This is a genomic window from Actinomycetota bacterium (genome assembly GCA_040754375.1).
Classification (GTDB): domain Bacteria; phylum Actinomycetota; class Acidimicrobiia; order Acidimicrobiales; family AC-14; genus JBFMCT01.
The window spans coordinates 109,654-135,413 of the sequence record JBFMCT010000001.1 but is presented as its reverse complement, the minus strand read 5'-3'; the positions used below and the strand labels follow the sequence as shown (position 1 = coordinate 135,413).

Here is a 25,760-nt window from a genome sequence, read left to right as displayed (position 1 = left end):
GGCCGCGTGGGTGGGGGCTGGGCCCTCGCGGCGGACCGCCCGTCAGTTACGCCAGGGCGGGGCCACTGCGTGGTAGCGCTCGACGGGCACGGTGCCCGAGTCGTTCTTGTTGTAGGTCCAGTCGGGCTGCTTGCGGCGGTAACGCTCGTCGAGCACAGCCCGCCCGCCCTGGATGTCGACCAGCTCGGTGATGAGCACGGGCTCGACGGGCGCGGCCCGGTGGGCCAGGTGCTCGGCCATCTCGTCCCCGAACAGCTCGATGATGGAGTTGATCACGACCTGCTGCTGGGTGGCCAGGAAGCACCGGGACCGGTCGGCCACCGAGGCCAGGCGCTTGCGGAACACGGCGGCGTCGTGTTTGGTGGCCTCGCTGGCGCTCACCTTGGCGAGCACCTTGGCCAGCATGAGCCCGTCGAGCTTGCAGGGCGAGCACTGCCCGCACGACTCGATGGACAGGAAGCGGGCCACCCCCGCGGCCAGGGCGGCCATGTCGACCGAGTCGTCGATCACGATGAAGCCTGCCGACCCCAGGCCGCTGCCCGCCTCGGCCAGGGCCTCGTAGGTCACCGGGGTGTCGAGGGCCGAGGCCGGCAGGAGCCCGTTGGACACGCCCGACATGACCGCCTTGATCGTGCGCCCCGGCAGCGGCCCGCCCCCGATGGCTTCGATGACCTCCCGAAGGGGCGTCCCCATCCGCACCTCGCCCACGCCCGCCCGCTTCGTCCAACCCGTGACCGTGCACACCATGGTGCCGGGCGACTGCTCGGTGCCCACCGTGCGGAACCAAGCCGGGCCCCGGGCCACGATGCGGGGCACGTTGGCCAGTGTCTCGGTGTTGTTGACCAGAGCGGGGGCGGGCGGCGTCTCCGGTGGGAGCTCGGTGATGAGGCCCCGGCGGAACGTGGGTACGACCCGGGGGAAGGGCCAGCGCCCGTCGATGGTCTCCAGCAGGGCGCTCTCCTCGCCGTAGAGGTACTCGTCGGGGCCCTCGAACACCGACACCGACGCCTCGTCGCACCAGCCGGCGTCCTCCACCTCCTCGATGGCCTCCCGCAGGCGCTCGACCTCACCGCCGAAGGACCGCTTGGTGGCCACGATCACCAGGTCGGCTCCCACGGCCCGGGCCGCGATGAGCGCCCCCTCGACCACCAGGAACGGGTTGCGGCGCAGGATCGTGCGGTCCTTGAACGTGCCCGGCTCGCCTTCGGCGGCGTTGACGATGACCGTGGTGGGCATGACCGGCGAGCGGTTCTCGGCCACCGTCTGCCACTTGCGGCCCGTCGGGAAGCCGGCCCCGCCCCGGCCCCGCAGGCCGGCAGCCAGCACTTTTGCCGTTATCGCCTCGGGCGCCATGGCCCGGGCGGCGGTGATCCCTTTACCCCCTCCCCTGGTCACGTAGTCGGCGAGGGACACGATGGGGTTCGGGTAGAGCACGCGGTGGACCAGCGTCATAGCTGAATCCTACCTGCACCATGTGATTGTGTTCACTTTCACAACCGGGGGCCACGCCACCCCGCTGCGTGGCGGCCGCCGAGGCCGGCCATCAGGCGGTGGCGCTCATCTCCTGCATCAGCCCGACCACCAGGTCACGCATCGAGAACACCCCCACGAGCCCGCCGTCGTCGTCGACGACGACCAGGTGGCGGAAGTTCTTCTCCCGCATCACCCGGGCGGCCTCCACCACCTCCATCGACTCGCTGGCAGTGGTCAACCGCCTGGTCAGGCAGTCGCGGACCTTGACGGCCTTGGGGTCGCCCCCCTGGGCGATGACCCGCAGCGTGTCACGGTCGGTCACGATGCCTATGGGTTTGCCGTCGCCGATCACCACGGCCGAGCCCACTCCCCGCTCCACCATCCACCGGGCGGCGTCGCGGAGGCTGTCGCCCTCCTTGACCGTCAGCACGGCGCGGGTGAGCAGCGATCCGATCTCCATCTTGCGTTCCTCCCGGTTCGGTCGGGCGAGCAGACCCGGAACTCTATCCCCCTAAGCCTCGACGGCGGCTAGGACGTCGTCGGGGATGTCGAAGTTGGAGTACACGGCCTGCACGTCGTCCTGGTCCTCCAGGGCGTCGATCACCTTGAGGACCCGGCGGGCGTCGCCTTCGGTCTCGAGGGCCACGGTCGTCGTCGGCAGCATCGTCAGCTCGGCCGACTCGGAGAGCACCCCGGCCGCCTCCAGCCCGTCACGCACCCTGGCCAGGTCAGTAGCCGCCGTCGTCACCTGCCACACGTCTCCCTGGTCGGAGATGTCCTCGGCCCCGGCCTCCAGGGCCACCATCATCAGCTCGTCCTCGTCGGCCGTCGGGCCCTCGGACGCCTTGCGCACCATCAGGACGCCCTTGCGCTCGAACTGCCAGGCCACGGCCCCGGGCTCGGCCGCCGACCCGCCGTTCTTCGAGAAGGCGGTCCGCACCTCGGCCCCGGTGCGGTTGCGGTTGTCGGTGAGAGCCTCCACGTAGACGGCCACCCCGCAGGGCGCGTAGCCCTCGTAGGTCACGGCCTCGTAGCGCACGCCCTCGAGCTCGCCCGTGCCCCGCTTGACGGCCCGGTCGATGGTGTCGGTGGGGATGGAGGCGTCGCGGGCCTTCTGGTACATCGTGCGTAGCGTGGGGTTGGCGTCGAGGTCGCCCCCGCCCTCACGGGCGGCCACCTCGACCTGGCGGAGCACCCGGGCGAACAGCTTGCCCCGGGCCTTGTCGGCCGCGCCCTTGCGGTGCTTGATCGTGGCCCACTTCGAATGTCCGGACATCGGCCCCTCCTCGGGTCTAGATCTCGGCCAGGAACGCCTGGTGGAGGCGCAGGTCGTCGGAGAGCTCGGGATGGAACGCGGCCACCACCACCGGGCCCTGGCGGCACAACACGGGCCGGTCCCCCACCGTGGCCAGCACGTCGACCCCCTCGCCCACCCGCTCCACGGCCGGGGCCCGGATGAACACACCGGGGAACGGGCCTCCGGCCAGGCCGGCCACCGCCAGGCCGGACTCGAACGAGTCGCGCTGGCGCCCGAAGGCGTTGCGGCGCACGGCGATGTCGACGGCCCCGAAGCAGCGTTGGTCGGGGCGGCCGTCGAGCACCTCGGCGGCCAGCAGGATCATCCCGGCGCACGTGCCCAGGGCGGGCACGCCCGCGGCCAGCAGGTCGGCCAGCGGGCCGAACATCTCCGAGGTCTCCAGGAGCAGCGACAGCGTCGTCGACTCCCCGCCCGGCAGCACGAGGGCCTCGATGCCCGCCAAGTCGTAGGGGGACCGGGCCAGGACGACATCGGCCCCCAGCGCCGTCAGGGCCTCAGCGTGGCGCTCGAAGGCCCCCTGCAGGGCGAGGACGCCGACCTTGGCCACCTGGGGGCCGCCAGTCACCGCTCATGACCCGGCCTACCAGCCCCGCTCGGCCAGGCGGATGTCGAGGGTCGAAACCTCCTGGCCGGCCATGGCCTCACCCAGGCCACGGCTCACCTTGGCCACGATGGCCGGGTCGTTGAAGTGGGCCGTGGCCTCGACGACCGCCTTGGCCCGGGCCACGGGATCAGAGCTCTTGAAGATCCCCGACCCGACGAACACCGACTCGGCCCCCAACTGCAGGACCAGGGCGGCGTCGGCCGGCGTGGCGATGCCCCCGGCGCAGAACAGGGGCACGGGCAGGCGACCGGTTTCGGCCACCTCCTCGACCAGCGCGATGGGGGCGCCCAGCGCCTTGGCCCACCCGTAGCGCTCGGCCCCGTCGGCCTGGGTGAGCCGGCGCACGTCACCCAGCACCGAGCGCAGGTGGCGGACGGCCTCGACGATGTTGCCCGTGCCCGCCTCGCCCTTGGACCTGATCAGGGCGGCGCCCTCGGAGATGCGCCTGAGGGCCTCGCCCAAGTTGGTGGCGCCGCACACGAACGGCACCGAGAAGGTCCACTTGTCGATGTGGTGGGCCTCGTCGGCCGGGGTCAGCACCTCGCTCTCGTCGATGTAGTCGACCCCCAGGGACTCGAGCACCTGGGCCTCGGCGAAGTGGCCGATGCGGGCCTTGGCCATCACCGGGACCGTCACCGCCTCGGCGATGGCCTCGATGATCGCCGGGTCGGCCATCCGGGCCACACCGCCGTCACGGCGGATGTCGGCCGGGACCCGCTCGAGGGCCATGACCGCCACCGCCCCGGCGTCCTCGGCGATGCGGGCCTGCTCGGCGTTGACGACGTCCATGATCACGCCGCCCTTGAGCATCTCGGCCAGGCCCCGCTTGACCCTCTGGGTGCCGGTGTTGCGGTCTTGTCCTTCCACGGGAGCGAGTCTACCGGCGTGACCCGCTCTCCCCCGCCAGGGTCAGGTGGTCGTGAGGGCCGAGCCCACGGCTGGCAGTTCCACCCATGTGCGGCCCGCGGGCAGCGATATCGGGGCGCCCGCCAGGTCGGTGTAGGTCGTCATGGCCGTGGGCGAGGGCTTCGACCACCGGGCGTTGACCATCAGGCCACCGGCGAAGACCACGGCGTCGCCCGAGCCGACGACTTTGGCCTCCAACACCGCCGACCCGCTGGTGTCGACCTCGCCCGTGGGCTCGTAGCTGACGAACTGCACGATCACCGTGGTGGGCGCCACTTGGCCCCCGTTCTCGACCATGAACGGCCGGCCGTCGGTCGAGCGCTTCCACGTGGCCGACGACGGGTCGTACTGGTAGCCCGTCGTGCTCGAGCCGCCCACGGCCACGGCCAGCGACGACACCGGCAGGGCCCCGGCCGGGGCGAAGGCCTCCCCGGGGCGCAGGAACGGGGCGAAGGGCGGGGGCACGTCGGCCTCCGGGGCCTTGGCCAGCAGGGCGGGCACCGACACGTAGAGGTTGTGGGGCGCGGACTTGTCGCGGCGCCGGCCGAAGGCGTTGGCCCCGCTGGTCTCGTCGAAGTTGGTCAGGCCCGTGGCCTTCATGGCGTTGACGAACCGGGCGATGCCACCCGAGTAGGCCACCACGCCGCCGAAGGGGGCCACGATGGCGGGGTCGCTGGAGCGCACCGAGCGAACCGGCCCGACCACCGGGGCGTCGGTGGAGTGGAACACCGCCAGGAAGCGCGTCTGGCCGCCCTCGACGACCGCTTCGTAGACGACGTCGGCCTTGTCGAGGCCGGTCTGGGGCCGCGAAGCCGCCGAGTTCTCGATCTTCACCGTCACCGCCTGACGGGTGGCCAGGGCCGGGTCGCCCACCATGAGGCCCGTCAGAGGGAAGAACCGGGGGGCCGTGGTGGGCGGGGCGCCCCGCCCCGAACCCAGTTCAGCCGAGTCGCCCCCGAGGCACCCAGAGGTGACCAGGGCCAGCACGACGAGCATGGCCCCGGCTCGCGACCGGTGCCTGAGGGCGTTGCGGGTACCGCCGGTGGTCCGGCGCGCCAATGGCGATCAGAGCTCCTTCAGTGCCTGGATGCGCTCTTCGAGAGGCGGGTGGGTGTCGAAGAGGCGGTTGAGCCGGGAGAGACGACCCTCTTCGCGGTTGTGGGCCAGGGGCGACTCTATCCACAGGTGGGCGGTGGCCCGCGACGACGAGTGCACCACCGTGGTGTCGTCGCGCAACTTCTCCAGGGCGGAGATGAGCCCCGGCGGGTAACGGGTGAGAGCCACGCCGCTCACGTCGGCCAGGGTCTCGCGCCGGCGGCTGACCGTGGCCTGCAGGAGCCGGGCGGCCAGGGGGCTCAACACCATCAGGACCAGCCCGACCAGGGCGATCACGGCCGCCGGCCCCGCCCCACCCCCACCGCGGGAGTCGTTGCGGTGACGGGGGCCGCCCCACCACAGAAAGCGCATGGCGAAGTCGCTGAGCAAGGCGATCATGCCCACCATGGTCACGGCCAGGGTCGAGACCAGCAGGTCGTAGTTCTTGATGTGGCTCAGTTCGTGGGCCAGCACACCTTCGAGCTCTACCCGGTTCATCTTCTCCATCAACCCGGTGGTGACGGCGATGGCCGCGTGGCGGGGGTTGCGGCCGGTGGCGAAGGCGTTGGGCGCCGGGTCCTCGATGACGTACAACCGGGGCTTGGGCAGGCCGGCGGCGATGCACAGGCCCTCGACCAGGTTGTGGAGCCGGGCGTGCGCCACGGGGTCGGCCGGGCGGGCGTGGCTCATGGCCAGCGCGATGGAGTCCGACTTCCAGTAGGCCACGAAGGCACTGCCGGCTGCGAACACGGCCGCGAACAGCGGGGCGGCCGGGCCCATGCCCAAGGCATAGGTGGCCGCCCAGCTAACGCCCAGCACGAGCAGGACGAAGACCGCCACCAGCGCGGCCGAACGGCGCTTGTTGGAGGTGATCTGGTCGAACAGGGGACTTAGAGGTCGGTCAGAACTGGACCGACACCGGGCCGCGCGAGGTGCCGTCGGCCTCGAAGTACTCGTGCTCGCGGAAGCCGAACATGTTGGCGATGACGTTGCTCGGGAACGACTGCACCTTGGTGTTCATCTGGAGCACGGCGTCGTTGTAGAACTGGCGGGCGTAAGCGATGCGGCCCTCGGTCGAGCTCAGCTCCTCCTGGAGGGAAAGGAAGTTCTGGTTGGCCTTGAGGTCGGGGTAGGCCTCGGCCACCGCGAACAGCGACTTGAGGGCCCCCGAGATCATGTTCTCGGCGGCCGCCTGGTTGCCGACCCCTTGGGCGTTGATGGCGTTGGCCCGGGCCTGGGTCACCGCCTCGAAGGCCTCCCGCTCGTGGCGGGCGTAACCCTTGACCGTCTCGACCAGGTTGGGGATCAGGTCGTAGCGCCGCTTGAGCTGCACGTCGATCTGCGCCCAGGCATTGGCGATGCGGTTGCGGAGCTTGACCAGGCCGTTGTAGGTCAGCACGACGTACAACGCCAGCAGCACGACTATCCCGAGGATTACCCAGAGCATGGCGCCCCCTGTGTATGGGTCACGCGGGCATTGTACGGGCCGAGCCGGACAAAACCTGTTCGTACAGCCCGAGGTAGAGCTCGGCCAGCCTTTCCATGGAGAACTCGGCGGCCCGCAGGTCCCCGGCCGCGGCCAGGGCGCGGGCCGTGCCGGGGTCGGTCAGCACCCGGTTGAGCGCCGCACCGAGGGCCCGCCCGTCGCCCGGGGGCACCAGCAGCGCCTCCTGGCCACCCCGGGCCACGTTGCGGTAGCCGGGCAGGTCGCTGGCCACCAGCGGGGTCGAAGCAGCCATGGCCTCCAGCAGCACGAGCCCGAAGGACTCCCCGTGCAGGGAGGGGGCGCACATCACATCGGCCCCCCGCAGGCGGCGGGCCTTCTCCTCCTCGCTGATCCTCCCCAGCCATTCCACCCGGCCGTCGCCGGCGGTGGCCGCCTTCAGGCGCTCGGTGTCGGGGCCGTCGCTGGCCACCCAGACCCGCACGTCAGCGGGCAGGTCGTCGAGGGTGGCCAGCAGCACGTCCAGCCCCTTGCGGGCCTCGTGGCGGGACAGGAACAGCACGGTCGGGCCCTCGGTCGGCCACGGCGTGGCCTTGGCGAAGCGCTCGACCTCGATGCCGTTGAACAGGAGCTGGTAGTCGCCTCCCAGGGCCTTGTGGGCCATGTCGCGCGCGTCCTCGGACACTGCGCAGCGCACGCTCAGGCGGTTGGCCAGCCACCGGACCCCGGGCCGCAGCCAGCGGTAGAGGGGGCTCTCGCCGGCCGCGTGGAACGTGCCGACGATGGGGGCGGTGGCCAACACCAGCGACGTCTGGGCCGGGCCAGGGACGCACGGCTCGTGCACGTGGAGCACGTCGAAGCCCTCGTCGCGCAAAGCCCCGATCGTGCGGAAGGCACACGCGAAGTCGGCGGCGATGGGGGCGACTGAGCCGTTGGCGTGGGTCGGCACGCAGCGGCCCACGGGGATGACCCCTATGTCGGGCGGCGGCCCGTCGCACGGCCCCAGCACCCGGGCCTGGTGGCCCATCGCCCTCAGGGTGCGGGCCAGCCCGAGCACCTGCTCTTGGACCCCGCCAGGGATCGACAGGCTGTAAGGGCACACGAGGCCTACTCGCACGCCCGCAGGTTAGCGGGGGGCGAGCGCATCCCGGCCCGGCGTCGGTTTCGCGCGCCAACCGTAAAAGTTCCGGCCCGGCCCCGTTCGCGGCCCGCGGTGCCCTGCCAGACTGGCGCCATGCGCGACGACAACCTCACGCGGGACGAGGCCCAGGAGCGGGCCCGCATCGTCTCCAACCTCAGCTACGACGTCTTCTTGGACCTGACCAGCGGGGATGAGACGTTCCGCAGCGAGACGACCGTCCGCTTCTGGACGCCCCTGACGGGTCTGCACACGTTCATCGACCTCGAGGCCGAGCAGGTGCACACGGCCAGCTTCAACGGCCGGGAGATGAGCTACGACCCCGAGCGCAACCGCATCCCCCTGCGGGGCAGCCGTCCCAACAACGAGCTGCGGATCGTGGCCGACTGTGCGTACCAGCACACGGGGGTGGGCATGCACAAGATGGTCGACCCCACCGACGGCTCGGTCTACCTGCACACCCAGTTCGAGCCCTACGACGCCCACCGGGTGTTCGCCTGCTTCGACCAGCCCGACCTCAAGGGCGAGTTCACCCTGACCGTCAAGGCGCCCGAGGACTGGGTGGTCGTGAGCAACACCCCCGCGACCCGCGACGGCGACCTGTGGCGGTTCGCCACCACCCGCAAGCTGTCGACCTACCTGGTGGCGGTGGTGGCCGGGCCCTACGAGGTCGTCCGCGACCGCCACGGCGACGTCGACCTGGGCCTCTACTGCCGGGCCTCGCTGCGCCAGTACCTCGACCCCGACGAGCTGTTCGAGCTGACCCGCCAGGGCCTCGACTACTTCAACGCTGAGTTCGGCTTCGCCTACCCCTTCGAGAAGTACGACCAGCTCTTCGTGCCCGAGTTCAACTTCGGGGCCATGGAGAACCCGGGCTGCGTCACCTTCAACGAGTACATGGTCTTCCGCTCGCGGGTCACCGAGGCGGCCCGCGAGGGCCGGGCCAACACCCTGCTGCACGAGATGGCCCACATGTGGTTCGGCGACCTCGTGACCATGAAGTGGTGGGACGACCTGTGGCTCAACGAGAGCTTCGCCACCTACATGGCCACCCTGGCCTCGGCCGAGGCCACCCGCTTCCACGACGCCTGGGTGCGCTTCGCCTCGGGCATCAAGGCGGGGGCAGCCAGCCAGGACCAGCTCCCCTCCACCCACCCCATCTCGGCCGACATCGTCGACACCGACGCCGTGCGCCTCCACTTCGACGGCATCACCTACTCCAAGGGGGCCTCGGTCCTCAAGCAGCTCGTGGCCTGGGTGGGCCGCGAGGCCTTCACCGCCGGGGTGCGGGACTACTTCGACCAGTACCAGTGGTCCAACGCCGACCTCGGCATGTTCCTCAAGGCCCTGGAGAAGGCCAGCGGGCGCGACCTGGCGGCGTGGTCGACCGAGTGGCTGGAGACGGCCGGGGTCAACACGCTACGGCCCTCGTTCGAGGTCGGGGCGGACGGCTGCTACTCGTCTTTCGCCATCGTGCAGGAGGCTCGCGAGAGCCACCCCACGCTGCGCTCCCACCGGGTGGCCGTCGGGCTCTACGACCGGGGCGAGGGCGGCCTGGAGCGGCGCCTGCGGGTGGAGCTCGACGTCGTGGGCGAGCGCACCGAAGTGCCCGACCTGGTCGGCGAAGCCCAGCCCGACCTCCTGGTCCTCAACGACGACGACCTGACCTACGCCAAGGTCCGCCTCGACGAACGTTCGCTGGTCACCGCCTCCGGCCACCTCTCCTCGATCGTCAGCCCCCTGGCCCGCACCCTGGTGTGGGCGGCCGCCTGGGACATGGTGCGCGACGCCGAGCTGGCCACCCGCCGCTGGGTCGACCTGGTGGTGGCCCACGCCCCGGGCGAGGGTGACGACGCCACCCTGGCCCGCCTGCTGGGCCAGGCCCAGGCGGCCGTGGACGCCTACGGTGACCCGGCCAACCGGCCGGCCATGCGGGCGCGGCTGGCCGACCTGGCCCGCGCCGGCGTGGCCGCGGCCGAGCCGGGGAGCGACCGCCAGCTGGTATGGGCCCGGGCCCTGTTGGGCACAGCCGACGCCGAGGCCAACCTGGCGTGGGCGCGGGGGCTGCTCGACGGCACGACGGCGGTCGACGGCCTCACGGTGGACACCGACCTGCGGTGGTCGGTCGTGGCCGCCCTGGCGGCCCACGGGGCCGACGACGGAGGTGCACTGATCGACGCCGAGGAGCAGCGCGACCCCACCGACATCGGCCAGCGGCGGGCGGCCTCGGCCCGGGCCTCGCGCCCCACAGCCGAGGCCAAGGCCCACGCGTGGAGCCTGCTGACCGAGCAGCGCCCTCACCTGGCCATGATGAGGGCCACGGCCGGGGGCCTGGGCCAGTGGGGCCAGGACGACCTGCTGGCACCCTACGTCGAGCCCTACTTCGAGTCCCTGGCCCGGTGGTGGGCCGACCGCCCCCGAGAGGAGGCCCTGAGCCTGGCCAACGGGCTGTTCCCCGGCACCCTGGTCGGGCCCGAGCTGGTGGCCGCGGTCGACGCCGCCCTGGCCGGCGCCTCGCTGCCCGGCCCCGTCACCCGCATCCTCATGGAGGGCAAGGACAGCATCGAACGGGCCATCCGGGCCCGGGCCGCCGACCGGGACTGATCAGCCAGGCTTCAGGGGTGAGCGGCTCACGGCGAACCGGTTTGGTTGCGGGCCCACCCCGGCGGCCCGGTGGCGGCCTGGCCGGCGCAGCTCCCCGGGCCCGTGAAGTGGCCGGTCAGCTCCAGGGCCGAGGCGTTGCCCCCCACGTAGCCCGTCGGGCGATGGAAGTAGACGTCGGCTCGCGGGTAGGCCGCGCATGACGGCGCCATCTGGCCCCACCACCCCACACTGGTGACGCTGGTGGGTGCCACCCGTCCCCAGCTCGAGGGGAGCGAGACCGTGCCGATCGTGGTCCACTTGGACGCCGTCTGGTCGAAGGCCCACCCGCCCCACTGGCCGCCCCCGAGGTCATGGAAGTACAGGAAGTAGGCCCGGTTGGCCGTCCAGGCTAGGGGGACGGCCCGGGTCTGCGGTTGCCCCCCGGCGGCGTTGACCGTGAGCAGAGCGGCCTTTCCCGACGGCCCGGTCGACAGCCCGATCATGCCCTGGGCCGTGCTGGCCGTGAACTTGACGGTCAGCCCGTACACGTAGGCGGCCGGGACCTGGCCGGCGGCCGCCGCCGGGGCGTTGGCCGGTATGACCCACGTGCCGATCCCGTCGAGAGCCGTGGACGACGGCTGCATCCAAGACGAGTAGGGCGTCCCGAGGACGGCCGGCAGTGGCGGCGTGGTCGTGGTCGTGGTGGGATGCGGCGACGTGGTGGTCGTGGTCGTGGGCGGCGGTGACGTGGTCGTGGTGGTTGTGGTCCCACCGGGCATAACGGTCACCGCCACGGTGGCCTGGGCCGTCGCTCCCTTGCCGTCGCTGACGGTGTAGACGAACGAGTCCGGCCCGCTGTAGCAGCAGGTCGACGTGTAGGCGAGGGTCTTGTCGACGTTCACGCTGACTGTGCCCTGGCCGGGCACCGTGTGGCCGACGATCGACAGGGGGTCACCGTCGGGGTCGCTGTCGTTGGCCAGCACGTCGATGGTGACCTGCCCGCCCGAGACGACCTCGGCCGCGTCGGCGACGGCCACCGGTGGGTCCTGGACGGGCGTCACCGTCACCGTCACCGAGGCACCGGCACTGCCGCCTTGGCCGTCGGAGGCGACGTAGGTGAACGAGTCCTGCCCGTGGAAGTCGAGGGCCGGCGTGTACCTGACGTGGGTCCCGGCGGCCCCGATCACCGCCGTGCCGTGGGCCGGTACCGACACCGTGGCCACCGTCAGGGGGCCGGCCTGGGAGGGGGCGTCGTTGGCCAGGACAGCGACGTCCACCGCGGTGTCCTCGGCGGTGACGGCGGCGTCGTCGTTGGCGACGGGCTCGGGCCCGGGCACGACCGAGACGGCCACGGTCGCCCGGTCGGTGCCGCCCCGGCCGTCGGCGACGTCGTAGGTGAACGAGGTGGCCCCCACGAAGCCCGGGGCCGGGACGAACGTCACGTGGCCGCCGGCGCCGACGGTCGCGGTAGAGCCGACCGGGGACGAAGTCCCGGTGACCGCCAGGGCGTCGCCGTCGGGGTCCACGTCATTGGCCAGGACGTCGACTGCCACCGGCTGGCCGGCCGGCGTCGTGGCGGAGTCGTCGACCGCGTCCGGCGCCACGTTGCCGGCGGCCCACGCGGCCCGGAATGCGACGGCCGCAGCCGAACCCTCCAGCACGGGCGCGTCGTGCGAGTAGGACAGGCCGTCCGTACCCGTGGCGTTCTCGATGCCGATGGTGGCCGACCCGCCCCTGACGGTGTTGTCGTCGAACAGGCCCCGGTACTGGTAGAGGATGCCCCCGGACTGGTCGAGCACCACCTCGAAGTCGAACCTCAGCGATGGCGAGGAGTAGAAGCGCACGTTGCGCCACTCGACGACGAACCGCCGGTGGGGTTCGGTCCCCACGGCCCCGGTCCTGACGCTGGCCGACCCGTCCACCCACAGGTCGTCCCAGAAGGCGTAGACGGCACCGTTGGGGAGCGGGGTGTCGGGGATCGGGCGGTTCGTCCATACGACGGAGGGCTGGACGAAGTTGACCGTTCCCTTGCTCGACACGTGGGCCCTGGTGTAGCTGGTGCCGTAGAAGCTGAAGGGGAACGGCAGGTCGATGGTGGTGGTGACATCGAGCCCGCTCAGCGGGAGGACCGTGCTGGCCTCGACATAGGCCGCAGCGGCCGGCCGGCACCGGTAGCCGAACCCGTCGCTGTGCTCGTCGTCGAGCACGACGTCGATGACCAAGTCGGCCCCGAGGGCCACCTCGCGGGTCTCGGGACCGAAGCAGCCCCCGGCGGTCACCGTGACCAGGTAGGTGCCGGCCGGGACAGCGCCGAAGGCGAACGCCCCCGATGGCGCCGTCTGCTGGGGGGCGACCGGGCCGGGTGACACCGCCACCTTGGCGGCCACGACCGCGGCGCCGGTCCCGTCCACCACCGACCCGGAGAGGCCGTAGCGGGGCACGGCGAGCAGCCCGACGGCCACCGGGGTCGTCTCGTCCTCTAGGACCACTACTTCGGTCGATGCGCCGTGGTACCCGAAGGCGGTGACCTCGACCTGGTAGGTCCCAGGTGGTACTCGGTGGCGGAAGGCGCCGGCGTCGTCGCTGTAGGACGTGCGGGCCAGCGCGCCGTTGCCGGTGACCTGGGCCCGTGCCCCGGCCACCGGAGCCCCGGCGACGGCGTCGGTGACCGTGCCTGCCAGGGTGCCCAACGGTCCCCGGGGCGACGCCTCGACGGCGGCGCGGGCGTCGAGCAACCCCTCACCCCAGACGCCGTTGTCCTCGGGGGTGCCTCCGCAGGATAGGTCGGCCACGTCGACCGCCGTCTGGTCGAGCAGCAGGCGGGTGGTGGCCACGTCCGACAACAGCGCGGGCGCCACCGACCACATCAGGGCCACCGTGCCGGCCACATGGGGAGCGGCCATCGACGTGCCGCTCATGGTCCCGTAGGCGCCGCCCGGCGTGCTGCTGCGGACGCTCTGGCCCGGTGCGGTGATGTCGGGCTTGACCAGCCCCGCCGGTGAGCCCCGGCTCGAGAAGGAGGCGATCGCGCCGGCGCTGGTGGAGGCGCCGACGGCGTAGGCCTCGGGGTAGTCGGCAGGCGAACCCGAGCTGTTGCACCCCGGCCCGCTGTTGCCGTTGGAGAAGACCGGGAAGATGCCGGACGCGACCCACGCCTCGACCACGTCCTGGTACCAGAAGTTCTGGCCACCACCACTCCAGGAGTTGTTGACGACGTTGGGCCGCAGGTCGGGGCGGGGGTTGCCGCCGGCCATGTCGGTCGGCGCCAGCACCCACTGGCCGGCCCCGAGCAGGGAGCTGGTCGAGCAGTAGTTCGACTCACAGCCTTTGGCCGCCACCCAGGTCGCCCCGGGGGCGACCCCGATCGCGGGCTGGCCGTCGACCCCCGCGCCCAGGACCGTCCCCATGGTGTGGGTGCCGTGGCCCTGGTTGTCGCATGGGGTCACCGACGGGTTGCCGCACACGCGGGCGGGGTCGTACCAGTTGTAGTCGTGGTCGAACCCCGTCCCGGTGTTCCCCCGGTAACGGCCCACGAGGGCGGGATGGTCGTACTGCACGCCGGTGTCGATGTTGGCCACGACGATCCCCTCGCCGCGTGCCCCGTATTCCCCCCACGCCTCGGGCGCCTTGATGGCGGCGACGTTCCACTCGACGGCCGCTGCGGCCGCCTCGCCGGCCTCGAGGCCCGGGCCCGGCAGGGCCAGCGCCCGGTCGGCAACGATGCTCTCCACCTCGGGCCGGGCCGCGACCTGGCGCACGAGCTGGCCGTCGCCCCGCACGAGCACGGCGTTGGAGATCCAGAAGGCCTGGTGGTCCGCCCCCCGGGCCTCGAGCCAGCCGACGAGGCCTGCCTGGCTCGCCCTGGCCGCGCCCTGGAGCCGATCTACGACCGCGCGGCCGCGGTCGTCCCAACGGGTCTGGGCGGCCGCTGTCCGCAAGTCCGCCTCGTCTCTCAGGACGACCCAGAAGTCGACCTCGCGGGCCTCGCTGGCGGCCAGCAGCCCGGCTTCGACCTTGACGTCGGTCCCGGCCGCCACGCCGGCCACGGCCAGACCGGGCGGGGCGGACGCCGCGCCGGCCAGCACCAGAGTCAGGGTCGCGAACGAGACCATCGCACGCCGGCCGCCCCTGGAGGGCCTGTCCCGCCCGATGATGCCCACGACCCGGTTGTCGACCGCCGGAGACCGCCACTGGAGGGCCGTTCGGCCCATTGCGACCGCCCCCGGCCTGGCGCGGTTCGCCCGCTCCTCCGCGCTCGGACCGCGGACGGCGGCTGGCCGCTACCGGGGGGCCGCGCCGGGGTGGCGAGGCCGGCGCGCCGGCAGGGCCCAGTTGACCGCCGCGAACACGGCCGCTCCCCCGATCCACACCGAGACGGAACCGTTCACCGCGGCGTTCGTCCGGTCAGCGGCGAAGGCCACGCAGGTCGTGGTGTGGGTCTCGCACCCCGACCCGCCCAACGCGTTCAGCGTCCACCAGATCGTCCCCAGCGACACAAGCACCGACCAGCACAGCAGTACGACCAGGAAGCGCACGAGCCTCCCGCCGACGAACCGAGGGCGTGCCTCTACCTCCCTCACACCCCTAATTGTGGCCCAACCGGTGTGCGAAACGTACCAACCGTGGCGCGTTTTCCACACCGGTTCGGGCTGTGCGGCTGCACCTCGCTCTGAGGAAGGCTCATCCGCCCTCCCGGTCCGACGGCCAGTTGGGCTGGAAGAGGTGCCACTGGTCGGGGGCGGGGCGGATGAGGGCCTCGAGCTCGGTGGCGATGGCCTGGGTGAGGCGGGCGACGTCGTCGCGGAAGCGGCCGGTGCGGGCAAAGTCGATCGGGGGACGCACGACGGCGCGATGGCGGGGGCCGTCGAAGTAGATGGCGGTGGGGAGCACGGGGGCGCCAGCGCGCAGGGCCAGGGTGGCCGGGCCCCCGGGGAGCGTGGTGCGCTCGCCGAAGAACTCGACCTCGACGCCGCCGCCGCCGATGTCGCGGTCGCAGAGCAGGCCCACGACCTCGTTGGCCCGCAGGCAGCGCAGGACCTCGGTGCCCGCGCCCGTCCCCAACGCTATGACCTTCAGGCCGAACGAACGGCGCAGGCCCGCGAACCACTCGAACAGCTCGGGGGGTTCCACCGGTTCGACGACAACGGCCAGCGGGAAGCCGTGGGCCACGAACCAGGCCCCGCCCACGTCCCAGCCCCCGACGTGGGGGATGGCCAGCACCGCCCCCGTGCCCGCCTCCCGGGCGCCCTCTATGTGCTCGAGCCCTTCGATGGAGAACTGGGCGTCGATGCGGGCGTGGTCGATGCGCCTCAGCCGCAGCGACTCCATCCAGTAGCGGGCATAGGACTCGACCGACGCCCGCACGGCGGCCTTCTCCTCGGCCGGTGTGAGGGACCGGCCCGCGACCCGGGCGGCGTGGCGGGCCACCATCGCCCCCCGCCGGCCCAGCAGGGGCACGGCTGCCCGGGCCAGGCCCCGGGCCACGGGCCGGGCGGCCGCCTCAGGAAGGGCCGCGGCCACGCCCGCGCCGGCGCGGTAGGCCCAGTAGGTGAGGCGGGGGTTCAGCCCCGCGGGGACCGCGGCGGGCGCGGGGCGCGGGGCGGGCGGGCCCGGCGGGCCTCGGGGGAACGCTCCCGCCACCGGGCCTTGGTCTCACGCTTGCTCGGGCTGAAGCCCTCGCCCGGCCGCCAGCCCAGCAGGCGGCCGCCGATCCCCTCGCCGGCCGGGGCCCGGGGGCTGGACCCCTGGCGCCACACCATCAGGAAGCGGTGCACGGCGGTGACGGCTGTCAGCGCCAGCATGACCCACAGGACGGGGACCAGGAGCGACCCGAAGGCCAGCCCGAAGCCGAGCAGGAGCATGCGCTCGGCCCGCTCCATGAGCCCGCCCCGGGCCGTGAACCCCAGGGACTCGGCCCGCGCCCGCTCGTAGGAGACGAGGTTGGACATGCCCAGCACGGCCAGGGGCAGCACGGCCATGTGGCCGCTCTCCGCCCCCGCCAGGTACCACGCCACCCCGCCGAGCACGAACGTGTCGGACACGCGGTCGCTGACCGAGTCGAAGAACGCCCCTCGGGGCGAGGACGTGCCTGACGCCTTGGCCACGGCCCCGTCGAGGACGTCGGGGATGGCGGAGGCGGCCAGCAGCGCCATCCCTACCAGCAGCCAGCCCCGGGCCACCGCCAAGCCGGCGAAGACCGAGATCACCACCCCGGTGGCCGTGAGCTGGTTCGCCGTTATACCGACCTTGCCGAGGCCAGAGCCGACAGGGCGGAGGCTGCGCTCCACGCCCGTGCGGCATCGCTTGTCGAACACAGGAGCTCCCTCGCTCGATGTTCCTGGCCCTCCAAACTACCAGGCCATCTGGGTAGGCTGGCGATCCCTTACAGCTGGTACGCCGGCTAAGCGCCGGCAACGACTCGTAGCGAGGCGCCTTGTGAAGAGCTTCCCTCCGGCCAGGATCCGCAACGTCGCGCTGGTGGGGCACGGCGGCGCGGGAAAGACGAGCCTGGCCGAGGCGCTGCTCTTCTGCTCCGGGGCCATCACCCGGCTGGGCCGGGTGGAGGACGGCAACACCACCTGCGACTTCGACCCCGAGGAGGTCAAGCGGGGCATATCGCTGTCGCTCGCCCTGGCCCCCTTCGAGCACGACGGCCACAAGGTCAACCTGCTCGACACGCCGGGCTATGCCGACTTCGTGACCGACGTGCACGCCGCCCTGCGGGTGGCCGACCTCGTCGTGCTCGTGGTGAGCGCCGTCGAGGGGCCCGAGGTGGGCACCGACATCGCCTGGAAGATCGCGGCCGACGCCGGGCTGCCCCGCATGTTCTTCGTGAACAAGCTCGACCGTGAGCGGGCCAGCTTCACCCGCACGCTCGACGCCCTGCGCGAGCACTACGGCTCGGGCGTGGCCCCCCTCGATCTACCCATCGGTGAGGAGGCGTCCTTCACCGGGGTGGCCGACGTGTTGGGGGGCACAGCCTTCACCTACCAGAACGGCTCCAGGACCGGGGCCCAGGGCCAGGTGCCGACCGAGCTCCAGGCCCAGATCGACGAGGTGCGCGACAGCCTGATCGAAGGCATCGTGGTGTCCGACGACGCGCTCATGGAGCGCTACCTCGAAGGAGAGGACCTCGATCCCAAGGAGCTGCGCCAGGCCCTGGCCAAGGGCGTGGCCGAGGCCTCGGTGTTCCCGGTGGCCGTAGGGTCGGCCACCAAGCTGGTGGGCGTAGACCGCCTGGCGTCGCTGATCACCGAGGTGGGGCCCTCGCCCCTCGACCGACCGCCCGTCCCGGTGACGGCCGGGAGCACGACCGCCGAGGTGGCGCCCGACCCGGCGGGCCAGCCCCTGGCCCTCGTCTACCGCACCCTGGCCGACCCCTACGTCGGCAAGGTCTCGTTCTTCAAGGTGCTCTCGGGCACGGTCCGCCCCGACTCCCACCTGACCAACCCCCGCACGCACTCCGACGAACGGCTCCACTCGCTGTTCACCATGCGGGGCAAGGAGCAGGACCCGGTGCCCGAGGTACCCGCCGGCGACCTCGGGGCGGTGGCCAAGCTGAGCGACACGGCCACCGGCGACACGCTCGCCCCCAAGGGCACGCCGGTAGTGATCCCGCCCATCGAGCCGCCCGTCCCGGTGCTGTCGGTGGCCATCAAGCCCAAGTCCAAGGGGGACGAGGACAAGCTGATGACGGGCCTGCACCGCCTCCAGGAGGAGGACGCCGCCCTCCAGCTGCGCCGCGACGACGAGACCCACCAGACGCTGCTGTCGGGCATGGGCGAGACCCACCTGGCCCTGGTGACCGACAAGCTGGCCCGCAAGTTCGGGGTCGAGGTCGAGACCGAGGAGGTCAGGGTCCCCTACCGCGAGACGGTCACGGGTACGGCCGAGGCCGAGGGCAAGCACAAGAAGCAGACCGGGGGTCACGGCCAGTTCGGCGTCGCCTTCCTGCGGGTGGAGCCCATGGAGCGGGGGGCGGGTTTCGAGTTCGTCGACAAGATCGTGGGCGGGGCCATCCCCCGCCAGTTCATCCCCGCCGTGGAGAAGGGGGTGGCCGAGACCATGTCGGCCGGTGGGGTGTTCGGCTACCCGGTGGTCGACGTGCGGGTCACGCTCTACGACGGCAAGTTCCACCCCGTCGACTCGTCGGAGCTGAGCTTCAAGATGGCCGGCTCGCTGGCCCTCAAGGAGGCCATGGCCAACGCCCACCCTGTCATGCTGGAGCCCATCTCCCACCTGGAGGTGACCGTCCCCATGCAGTACCAGGGCGACATCATGGGCGACCTCAACTCCCGGCGGGGCCGGGTGCAGGGCACCGAGGCCGTCGGCAACGGCGAGCAGATGGTGACCGCCCTGGTGCCCACGTCCGAGGTGATGCGCTACTCCATCGACCTGCGCTCGATGACCGGGGGGCGGGGCCGCTTCTCGGTGAGCCACAGCCACTACGACCTGCTCCCCTCCCACCTCGTCGACAAGGTTGCCAGGAAGGGCGAATGACCGAGACCCAGGGCCAGGCGGGCGAGGCGGGCGATGCGGGCGAGAGCAACGCCTGCGAGGAGTGCGGGTTCACCGACGACCTGTCGATGGACGAGGCGGTGGCCGCCATCGGACGGTTCGCCAAGCGCTACCGGGCCCCGCTGACCCGGTTCCTGCCGGGCGAGGACGGGGATGCCGTTGTCCGCGCCCGCCCCGCCCCCGGGGTGTGGTCGGCCCTGGAGTACGCGGCCCACGTCCGCGACGTGTTCGGCTGGTACGACGAGTGGGTGCGCAGGTCGCTCGACGAGGACGGCTTCGTGGTGGATGCCCCTGGGCCCGACGAGGCGGCCGACCTGGGCCGCTACGGTGAGCTGGCCCCCCAGGAGGTGGCGGCCGCCCTGGAGGCCAACGCTTCCCGCTTGGCCGCCACCTTGGCCGCGGTCCCCGAGGGCTCATGGGGCCGCACCCATGTGCGCCGGGGCCACCGCCGCTCGGTGCTGTTCACCGCCCGGCGGGCGGTCCACGAGGGCAACCACCACCTGCTCGACATCGGCCGCGGCATGCGGGCCGTGCGAGACGGCCTCAAGGGGGCGACATGACCATCAGCTGGACCTGCCCGGAGTGCGGGCTCGACTACGACAAGATCTCGCCGCGCGACGCCTCGGGGGCGGTCCGCACCTTCCCCCGCCGGTACCGGTCGGTGCTCACCCACTTCGCCCTTCCCGGGGAGGACCTGGAGGAGATCGTGCGCCAGCGTCCGGCCCCGGGGGTGTGGTCGGCCCTGGAGTACACGGCCCACGTGGCCCAGACCCTCGACCTGATGGCTCCCACCATCCGCCAGATCGTGCTGGAGGACAACCCGCACCTGTTCGCATGGGACCCTGACGAGCAGGCCGAGGAGCAGTCCTACAACGACTGGACGCTGATGGAGGCCATCGCCGAGCTCGAGTCGGCGTGTGCCGACCTGTCGATGGCCCTGGAGTACGTCGGCAGCGAGGACTGGACCAAGAAGGGCACGTTCGACTACGGCGAGCGGGAGGCCCTCGACGTGGCCCGCAACGCCGTCCACGAAGGGTCACACCACCTGCGCGACATCAAGCGGGGGCTGAGCCAGATCCTCGGCCGGGAGGTGGAGGAGCAGTTCTGACCTTCGCGTGACGGCGCCGCCCTTCACCCGGGTAGCGGTCCCGGAAGAGCTGCTCGGCCTGGGTGTCGCCGATGAGGACCAGCTCGGTGCCGGCCTCCAGGGGGACGAACGGGTCGGGGTTGGCCTCGATCCGGCCCTGCCGTATGACGGCCACCACGTTGCACCCGGTGCGCGACCGGATCCCCGAGCTGGCCAGTGCCTTGCCCGCCAGTGACGGCGGCAGCTCCAGACGGAACACGTCGAGGCCTTCGGCCAGCTGCAGGGTGGTGTCGGCCGTGAGCAGGTTCCAGATGGCGGTGGCCCCGGTGGACGCGTAGGAGAGCACGAAGTCGGCCCCGGCCCGGTGCAGCGTCGTCACGTTGCGGTCGAGGTTGGCCCGGGCGATGACCTGGGCCTCGGGCCGCAGGCGGCGGCAGTAGAGCGTCAGGTACACGTTGATGTCGTCGTCGTGGGTCGTGACCACGGCGGCCGCGGCCTCGCTGATCCCCGCCCGCTGGAGCACGGCCAGGTCGGCGGCGTCACCCTGCACGTAGGTCTCGGGGTCACGGATGCGAGAGGCGTCGCGCTCCACCACCCGGTAAGTCAGCCCGGCCTCGCCTAGGGCGCGGGCCGCGGCCCGGCCCACCCGCCCGGCACCGATGACCACGACGGGCGCGTCCGAGCGGGTTACAGCCGGCCGGGTGGCGTCGTAGGCGTCCAGCTCGGCCCGGGTGCCGGCCAGCACGACCACGCTGCGGGGCTTGACCACCGTGTCCGGCCCGGCGATCTCGAAGGTGCCGCCCTGCCACACCCCGACCACGTTGATGCCGAGGCGCTGGCGCAGGTCGGACTCCCGCAGGGCGGAGCCCACGATCGAGGCGGGGGCCACGGCCTCGGCTATGAGCAGGTCGCCGAACTCGCCGATCACCTGGCTGCGCCCGTCGGGGCCCAGCACCCGCTGGGCCAGCGCCCGCCCCAGCATCTCGCCCAATTGCAGCACCCGGTCGCAGCCCGCGAGTTGGAGGATGTCGACCGCGTCGGGCGAGTTGGCGGTGGCCACCACCTGGGCCGACTCGCTGATCTCCCTCACGGTGAAGGCCACGTTGGTGTTGGCCGTGTCGCTGCGGGTGGCGGCCACCAGGGCGGCTCGGTTCACCCGGGCGGCCCGGTAGGCGGCCGGGTCGTCGAGGTCGCCGACCATCACCCGGTAGCCGCGGTCGTGCAGTCCCAGGGCCTCCTCCAGGTCGCTGACCAGCACGGCGTAGGGCACCTCGGAGCGGTCCAGGCGCCGGATCAGGGCGTTCTCGATGGGCCCGATGCCCGTCAGCAGCACGTGGCCGGACAGGTCCTCGGGGAGCTGGCGAGGGGCGCGGTCGCGCTGGCGGGCCTCCATGAGGGGCACGTAGACGAACTGGATGAACGTGAACGGCAGCAGCACCAGGATGAACAAGGCCCCCGACAGCAGCACCACCACCGAGAACAGCCGGCCCAGGTCGGACTGGAAGGTGATGTCGCCGAACCCCAGGGTCGACATCGTCACCAGCGTCCAGTAGACGGCCGTGGGCCAGCTGTGGCTCTGGCCCTCGCGGTCCATCAGCAGGTGGAACAGCCCGCTGTAGAGGGCCACCACCGCCACGAGCACCACGTGCAGCCACAGCAGCACCCGCACGTTGCGGCGCGCCATGGGCGTCGACAGGTAGGCCAGGACCAGCGCCAGCGACTTCACGGAGGGCCAGCCAAACACACCCGAGCGGGTAACCCCACGAAACCCGCGCGGGAAACGTGGGCGAAAAGCCCACGTTTCCCGCGCGGGTTTCGTGGGGTGTTACCGGTCGTAGGCCGACCAGTCCTCGGGGTTGTCCTCGACGAAGTGGGAGAGGACCTCGCCGTCGACGGCGTCCACGAGCACCAGTCCCCGCCGCGACGGGGGGTCCTCGCCGGAGTACAGCAGGATCCGCCACGTGGGCCGGCTGAGCAGGCCCCGCCAGCCGAGCTGGGCCGAGGCGTGACCGACGGGGAAGCCCACCTCACCGGCGGCCTGCACGAGGGCGTCGGTCTCGCGCACGGCCAGGGGCCAGGCCGTGACCATGTGGTACACCCCCAGTACCCCCAGCAGCGCGCCCACCAGCAGCAGGCCGCGGTTGACCATGACGGGGTCGTCACCCCGGGCGAACCAGGCCAGCAGGCACAGGGCGGCCGTGGCCAGGTAGATCCACGCCGCGATCCGGCGCCGGCGGATGTCGGGGAACGTGTAGACGCCCCGGTAGGCGGTGATGTCGAGGTCCTCGGGGAGCTGGTCCCCCCCGCCCGCGGCCTCGTCGTCGTGCTTGTCGGCCATGGTCAGTGGCCGCCGAAGGCGATGGCGGCCAGGACGTCCATCCGGGTGACCTCGGCCAGGGGCCGCTCGATGTGGAACACGAACGGGGTCTCCCCGGGCGTCTCGATGGCCAGTTCGGTCACCACCGGCGAGCACCGGGGGTCGTTGCTGGGCTTCTCGGCCACCGTGACCACCGCCGCAGGGTCAAGGCCGAGCTCTTCGCGTGCCCACTCGATGACGTTCTGCTCCATTGGTGCCGAAGTTAGCGGGGCCACGCGGCCTGGACCTTGCGCGAGGTCTCCGAGAGGGCTTCGGGCATGACCCGCACCTCGGCCACCGCGGTCATGAAGTTGGTGTCCCCGTTCCAGCGGGGCAGGACGTGGAGGTGGAAGTGCCCGGGGATGCCGGCGCCCGCCGGCCGGCCCAGGTTGGCCCCGATGTTGAGGCCGTCGGGCCGGTAAGCGGCCTTGATGGCCCGCACCGCGTCGGTCACCGCGGCCCACACGGCCGCCCCCTCCTCGGCGCCCAGGTCGTCCACCTCGGCCACGTGGCGCACGGGCATGACCAGCACGTGCCCGCCCGTGTACGGGAAGGCGTTGACCAGCACGGCGCAGGTCTCGTCCCGCCAGACCACCTGCCCCTCACCGGTGCCCCCGGGGGCCAAGATGGCGCAGAACACGCACTCGGGCCCGTCCCCGGCGGCCGCCCGCTCCACGTAGGCGCTGCGCCAGCCCGCCCACAGGCGGTCGAGGCCGCTCACCCCTGGGGCTGGGCGTCGGCCTTGACCCGGGCGACGAGCTCGGCCACGGCCACGCCTCGCACCACCGCCCCGTCGCGGGCGTTGACCCCGACGGTCCCGCTGGCCGCGTCGTCGGCCCCCACGACCAGCACGTAAGGCAGCTTCTCCAGCTTGGCCTTGCGGATCCGGGCCCCGATGGTGTCGTCGGCCACGTCGGTGTCGGCCCTCAGGCCCGCCCCCCGCAGCTCGGCCACCACCGAGGCGGCGTAGCGCTCGTGGTCGGAGGACACGGGCAGCACCCGGGCCTGGACGGGCGAGAGCCACGTGGGCAGGGCCCCGGCGTAGTGCTCCAGGATGATGGCCAAGAACCGCTCAAGGGACCCGAACAGGGCACGGTGGACCATGTAGGGCCGGTGGCGGCTGTTGTCGGCCCCCGTGTACTCCATGTCGAACCGGTTGGGCATCTGGAAGTCGACCTGCAAGGTGGAGAGCTGCCAGCGCCGGCCGATGGCGTCGCGGATGTGGACGTCGATCTTGGGCGCGTAGAAGGCGCCCTCGCCCTCGGCCACCTTGTAGGGGATACCGGCCTTCTCCAGGGCCTGGCGCAGGGCTTCGGTGGCCTCGTCCCAGTCGGCGGGGTCGCCCACGAACTTCTCGGGCCGGGTGGCCAGCTCGGCGTCGAACTCGGTCAGCCCGAAGGTGCGCAGCACGCGCAGGACGAAGGCCAGGAGCGACTCCAGCTCGGGGCCCAGCTGGTCGCGCGTGACGAAGATGTGGCTGTCGTCCTGGGTGAAGCCCCGCACCCGGGTGAGGCCGTGCAGCACGCCCGACTTCTCGTAGCGGTAGACCGTGCCCAGCTCGAACAGCCGCAGCGGGAGCTCCCGGTAGGACCGGGCCCGCGACTTGTAGATCACGATGTGCATCGGGCAGTTCATGGGCTTGGCGTAGTAGGTGGCCCCGTCCATCTCCATGGGCGGGTACATGCCCTCGGCGTACCACTCGAGGTGGCCCGACGTCTTGAACAGGGTGTCCTTGGAGATGTGGGGCGTCCACACGAACTCGTAGCCCGCCTTCTCGTGCTCGGCCTTGGAGTAGTCCTCCATGAGCTTGCGCACCAGGCCGCCCTTGGGGTGGAAGACGGGCAGGCCGCTGCCGATCTCGGGCGGGAAGTGGAACAGGTCGAGCTCGGCCCCCAGCTTGCGGTGGTCACGCTTCTCCGCCTCCTCCAGCCGGTGGAGGTGGTCGGCCAGGGCCTGGTTGGACTCCCAGGCCGTGCCGTAGATGCGCTGGAGCATGGGCCGGCGCTCGTCGCCCCGCCAGTAGGCCCCGGCCACCTTCATGAGCCGGAAGGCCCCCAGGCGGGCCGTCGAGGGCACGTGCGGGCCCCGGCACAGGTCGACCCACGAGTTGTTGCGGTAGGTCGACACCACGGCCGCGTCGGCCCCCTCCCCGGGGTCGACCCCCTCGATGATCTCGACCTTGAAGGGCTGGTCGGCGAACACCTCCAGGCCCTGCTGGCGCGACAGCTCCTCGCGGACGAAGGGCTGGTCCTCGGCCACGATCTCGCGCATCCGGGCCTCGATGCGGGCCAGGTCGTCGTCGGAGAAGTGCACGCCCCCGGGCAGGTCGAAGTCGTAGTAGAAGCCGTCGTCGATGGGCGGCCCGATGGCGTAGCGCGCCCCGGGGAACAGGTCGCACACGGCCTGGGCCATCACGTGGGCCGTGGAGTGGCGCAGCACCTCCCGGCCCTCGTCGGTGTTGGACGTGACGATGGCCACCTCGGCCCCGTCGGGCAGGGGCCGGTGGACGTCGTAGGCCGCCCCGTCGACGGTGGCCGCCACCGCCGCCTTGGCCAGCCGGGGCCCGATGGCGGCCGCCAGGTCGGCGGCCGTCGCACCCGCCGGCAGGCTGCGGGAGGACCCGTCGGGCAGGCGGACTTCGATCGTCTCGGACATGGACGCACGATAACGGCGCCCGGTGGCTCCCCCGACGAGATAACCGCCGGCTACAGGATGTGGCGGCCGGTGACGTCGACCTCGCGGGCCGTGCCGCCCTGGGGCTCCACCACCAGCCGGGCCGCGTAGTCGCCGCTACGGGGCGGGGCGAAGCGCACCCGCACCTCGCACGACCGGCCGGCGGCCACCTGGGGCAGGCACGACACGTCGGTCACCGAGAAGGCGGCCGCGTCGGGGCCGGATATCGTGAACGGGCGCCACGTGATGGCCGACGTGCCGTTGTTGCGTACCGTGACGAGGACCTCCCGCTGGCCCAGGGCCTCGAAGGTCACCCGGGACGGCTCGACGGTGAAGGTCGGCGGCCCCGCGGCCGTGGTCGCCACGCCGCCCGCCCCCGTGCCGGCCACGGTGGTCGTCGTCGCCGGGCCGTCGCCGCCGCCGCCCAGCCAGCCCAGCTGGGTCCCGACGGTCAGAAAGCCCACGACCGCCGTCAGCAGGGCGGCCAGGCCCGTCACCAGGCCCGTGGTCGTAGTGAAGAAGGAGCGGCTCCGTTCACTCATGGCATCGTTTCTTCCACGCCCGCC

The 25,760-nt window shown here is 72.2% G+C and carries 23 protein-coding genes; 4 read left to right on the top strand and 19 right to left on the bottom strand.

Annotated features, from left to right (window positions below; all coding sequences use genetic code 11):
- Nucleotides 1–42: 42 nt before the first annotated feature.
- The 9 genes from AB1673_00625 to AB1673_00585 all read right to left on the bottom strand — a co-directional run bounded on the left by AB1673_00625 (nucleotide 43) and on the right by AB1673_00585 (nucleotide 7,957).
- Nucleotides 43–1,452, bottom strand: a complete 1,410-nt coding sequence (locus AB1673_00625) for an NADH-ubiquinone oxidoreductase-F iron-sulfur binding region domain-containing protein (protein MEW6152480.1) — start codon at nucleotides 1,450–1,452, stop codon at nucleotides 43–45.
- 91 nt (nucleotides 1,453–1,543) lie between these two features.
- Nucleotides 1,544–1,933 (bottom strand): CBS domain-containing protein, encoded by a 390-nt coding sequence (locus AB1673_00620; GenBank protein ID MEW6152479.1) that lies wholly within the window; start codon nucleotides 1,931–1,933, stop codon nucleotides 1,544–1,546.
- 51 nt (nucleotides 1,934–1,984) lie between these two features.
- Nucleotides 1,985–2,749 carry a YebC/PmpR family DNA-binding transcriptional regulator gene (locus AB1673_00615; GenBank protein MEW6152478.1) on the bottom strand — a complete coding sequence of 255 codons (765 nt, stop codon included), beginning with the start codon at nucleotides 2,747–2,749 and terminating at the stop codon, nucleotides 1,985–1,987.
- Between the two features lie 16 nt (nucleotides 2,750–2,765).
- On the bottom strand, nucleotides 2,766–3,338 hold the full coding sequence (gene pdxT / locus AB1673_00610) for a pyridoxal 5'-phosphate synthase glutaminase subunit PdxT (GenBank protein ID MEW6152477.1): 573 nt from the start codon (nucleotides 3,336–3,338) through the stop codon (nucleotides 2,766–2,768).
- A gap of 33 nt (nucleotides 3,339–3,371) precedes the next feature.
- Nucleotides 3,372–4,262, bottom strand: a complete 891-nt coding sequence (pdxS, locus tag AB1673_00605) for a pyridoxal 5'-phosphate synthase lyase subunit PdxS (protein ID MEW6152476.1) — start codon at nucleotides 4,260–4,262, stop codon at nucleotides 3,372–3,374.
- Between the two features lie 42 nt (nucleotides 4,263–4,304).
- Nucleotides 4,305–5,360 carry a DUF3048 domain-containing protein gene (locus AB1673_00600; GenBank protein MEW6152475.1) on the bottom strand — a complete coding sequence of 352 codons (1,056 nt, stop codon included), beginning with the start codon at nucleotides 5,358–5,360 and terminating at the stop codon, nucleotides 4,305–4,307.
- A gap of 6 nt (nucleotides 5,361–5,366) precedes the next feature.
- Nucleotides 5,367–6,236 (bottom strand): M48 family metallopeptidase, encoded by an 870-nt coding sequence (locus AB1673_00595; protein MEW6152474.1) that lies wholly within the window; start codon nucleotides 6,234–6,236, stop codon nucleotides 5,367–5,369.
- Between the two features lie 61 nt (nucleotides 6,237–6,297).
- Complete coding sequence (locus AB1673_00590; GenBank protein MEW6152473.1) at nucleotides 6,298–6,843, bottom strand: LemA family protein; 546 nt, start codon at nucleotides 6,841–6,843, stop codon at nucleotides 6,298–6,300.
- Nucleotides 6,844–6,862: 19 nt separating this feature from the next.
- The gene (locus AB1673_00585) at nucleotides 6,863–7,957 is read right to left on the bottom strand and encodes a glycosyltransferase family 4 protein (protein ID MEW6152472.1); all 1,095 of its coding nucleotides are present in this window, start codon (nucleotides 7,955–7,957) and stop codon (nucleotides 6,863–6,865) included.
- A 117-nt stretch (nucleotides 7,958–8,074) separates the two neighbouring features.
- On the opposite strand from AB1673_00585, the gene pepN reads away from it, so the two are divergent.
- A complete protein-coding gene (gene pepN / locus AB1673_00580) occupies nucleotides 8,075–10,582 on the top strand; it encodes an aminopeptidase N (protein ID MEW6152471.1) in 2,508 nt (835 codons plus the stop codon).
- A gap of 26 nt (nucleotides 10,583–10,608) precedes the next feature.
- Here the strand turns inward: pepN and AB1673_00575 are convergent, their stop codons facing one another.
- The 4 genes from AB1673_00575 to AB1673_00560 form a co-directional block, all read right to left on the bottom strand.
- Nucleotides 10,609–14,772, bottom strand: coding sequence for an Ig-like domain-containing protein (locus AB1673_00575; protein MEW6152470.1), 4,164 nt, complete (start codon nucleotides 14,770–14,772; stop codon nucleotides 10,609–10,611).
- 69 nt (nucleotides 14,773–14,841) lie between these two features.
- Complete coding sequence (locus AB1673_00570) at nucleotides 14,842–15,141, bottom strand: hypothetical protein (GenBank protein MEW6152469.1); 300 nt, start codon at nucleotides 15,139–15,141, stop codon at nucleotides 14,842–14,844.
- 100 nt (nucleotides 15,142–15,241) lie between these two features.
- Nucleotides 15,242–16,201 carry a phosphatidylinositol mannoside acyltransferase gene (locus tag AB1673_00565; GenBank protein MEW6152468.1) on the bottom strand — a complete coding sequence of 320 codons (960 nt, stop codon included), beginning with the start codon at nucleotides 16,199–16,201 and terminating at the stop codon, nucleotides 15,242–15,244.
- Nucleotides 16,123–16,875 (bottom strand): CDP-alcohol phosphatidyltransferase family protein, encoded by a 753-nt coding sequence (locus AB1673_00560; protein MEW6152467.1) that lies wholly within the window; start codon nucleotides 16,873–16,875, stop codon nucleotides 16,123–16,125. The genes AB1673_00565 and AB1673_00560 overlap by 79 nt, the downstream gene beginning before the upstream one ends.
- Before the next feature lie 121 nt (nucleotides 16,876–16,996).
- On the opposite strand from AB1673_00560, the gene fusA reads away from it, so the two are divergent.
- From fusA to AB1673_00545, 3 genes are read left to right on the top strand one after another with little or no spacing between them, the layout of a single operon-like run.
- The gene (gene fusA / locus AB1673_00555) at nucleotides 16,997–19,060 is read left to right on the top strand and encodes an elongation factor G (protein MEW6152466.1); all 2,064 of its coding nucleotides are present in this window, start codon (nucleotides 16,997–16,999) and stop codon (nucleotides 19,058–19,060) included.
- Nucleotides 19,057–19,638, top strand: a complete 582-nt coding sequence (locus AB1673_00550) for a DinB family protein (GenBank protein ID MEW6152465.1) — start codon at nucleotides 19,057–19,059, stop codon at nucleotides 19,636–19,638. The genes fusA and AB1673_00550 overlap by 4 nt, the downstream gene beginning before the upstream one ends.
- Complete coding sequence (locus AB1673_00545; GenBank protein ID MEW6152464.1) at nucleotides 19,635–20,186, top strand: DinB family protein; 552 nt, start codon at nucleotides 19,635–19,637, stop codon at nucleotides 20,184–20,186. The genes AB1673_00550 and AB1673_00545 overlap by 4 nt, the downstream gene beginning before the upstream one ends.
- Here the strand turns inward: AB1673_00545 and AB1673_00540 are convergent.
- The 6 genes from AB1673_00540 to AB1673_00515 form a co-directional block, all read right to left on the bottom strand.
- Nucleotides 20,134–21,891 carry an NAD-binding protein gene (locus AB1673_00540; GenBank protein MEW6152463.1) on the bottom strand — a complete coding sequence of 586 codons (1,758 nt, stop codon included), beginning with the start codon at nucleotides 21,889–21,891 and terminating at the stop codon, nucleotides 20,134–20,136. The genes AB1673_00545 and AB1673_00540 overlap by 53 nt on opposite strands.
- 99 nt (nucleotides 21,892–21,990) lie before the next feature.
- Nucleotides 21,991–22,503 carry a hypothetical protein gene (locus tag AB1673_00535; protein MEW6152462.1) on the bottom strand — a complete coding sequence of 171 codons (513 nt, stop codon included), beginning with the start codon at nucleotides 22,501–22,503 and terminating at the stop codon, nucleotides 21,991–21,993.
- Between the two features lie 2 nt (nucleotides 22,504–22,505).
- Nucleotides 22,506–22,733 (bottom strand): hypothetical protein, encoded by a 228-nt coding sequence (locus AB1673_00530; GenBank protein MEW6152461.1) that lies wholly within the window; start codon nucleotides 22,731–22,733, stop codon nucleotides 22,506–22,508.
- Nucleotides 22,734–22,744: 11 nt separating this feature from the next.
- The gene (locus AB1673_00525; GenBank protein MEW6152460.1) at nucleotides 22,745–23,242 is read right to left on the bottom strand and encodes an HIT domain-containing protein; all 498 of its coding nucleotides are present in this window, start codon (nucleotides 23,240–23,242) and stop codon (nucleotides 22,745–22,747) included.
- Entirely contained in the window at nucleotides 23,239–25,176 is a 1,938-nt protein-coding gene (gene thrS / locus AB1673_00520; protein ID MEW6152459.1) for a threonine--tRNA ligase, read from the bottom strand. The genes AB1673_00525 and thrS overlap by 4 nt, the downstream gene beginning before the upstream one ends.
- 50 nt (nucleotides 25,177–25,226) lie before the next feature.
- Nucleotides 25,227–25,736: a choice-of-anchor D domain-containing protein gene (locus tag AB1673_00515; protein ID MEW6152458.1), complete on the bottom strand. Its 510-nt coding sequence runs from the start codon at nucleotides 25,734–25,736 to the stop codon at nucleotides 25,227–25,229.
- Nucleotides 25,737–25,760 lie beyond the last annotated feature (24 nt).

Excerpts from the sequence above, each read along its gene's own strand:
- AB1673_00515 (MEW6152458.1), bottom strand. The coding sequence starts at position 25,736 with ATGAGTGAACGGAGCCGCTCCTTCTTCACTACGACCACGGGCCTGGTG.
- AB1673_00535 (MEW6152462.1), bottom strand. The coding sequence starts at position 22,503 with ATGGCCGACAAGCACGACGACGAGGCCGCGGGCGGGGGGGACCAGCTC.
- thrS (MEW6152459.1), bottom strand. The coding sequence starts at position 25,176 with ATGTCCGAGACGATCGAAGTCCGCCTGCCCGACGGGTCCTCCCGCAGC.
- AB1673_00615 (MEW6152478.1), bottom strand. The coding sequence starts at position 2,749 with ATGTCCGGACATTCGAAGTGGGCCACGATCAAGCACCGCAAGGGCGCG.
- AB1673_00575 (MEW6152470.1), bottom strand. The coding sequence starts at position 14,772 with ATGGGCCGAACGGCCCTCCAGTGGCGGTCTCCGGCGGTCGACAACCGG.
- AB1673_00545 (MEW6152464.1), top strand. The coding sequence starts at position 19,635 with ATGACCATCAGCTGGACCTGCCCGGAGTGCGGGCTCGACTACGACAAG.
- AB1673_00590 (MEW6152473.1), bottom strand. The coding sequence starts at position 6,843 with ATGCTCTGGGTAATCCTCGGGATAGTCGTGCTGCTGGCGTTGTACGTC.
- pepN (MEW6152471.1), top strand. The coding sequence starts at position 8,075 with ATGCGCGACGACAACCTCACGCGGGACGAGGCCCAGGAGCGGGCCCGC.
- AB1673_00550 (MEW6152465.1), top strand. The coding sequence starts at position 19,057 with ATGACCGAGACCCAGGGCCAGGCGGGCGAGGCGGGCGATGCGGGCGAG.
- AB1673_00620 (MEW6152479.1), bottom strand. The coding sequence starts at position 1,933 with ATGGAGATCGGATCGCTGCTCACCCGCGCCGTGCTGACGGTCAAGGAG.
- AB1673_00530 (MEW6152461.1), bottom strand. The coding sequence starts at position 22,733 with ATGGAGCAGAACGTCATCGAGTGGGCACGCGAAGAGCTCGGCCTTGAC.
- AB1673_00625 (MEW6152480.1), bottom strand. The coding sequence starts at position 1,452 with ATGACGCTGGTCCACCGCGTGCTCTACCCGAACCCCATCGTGTCCCTC.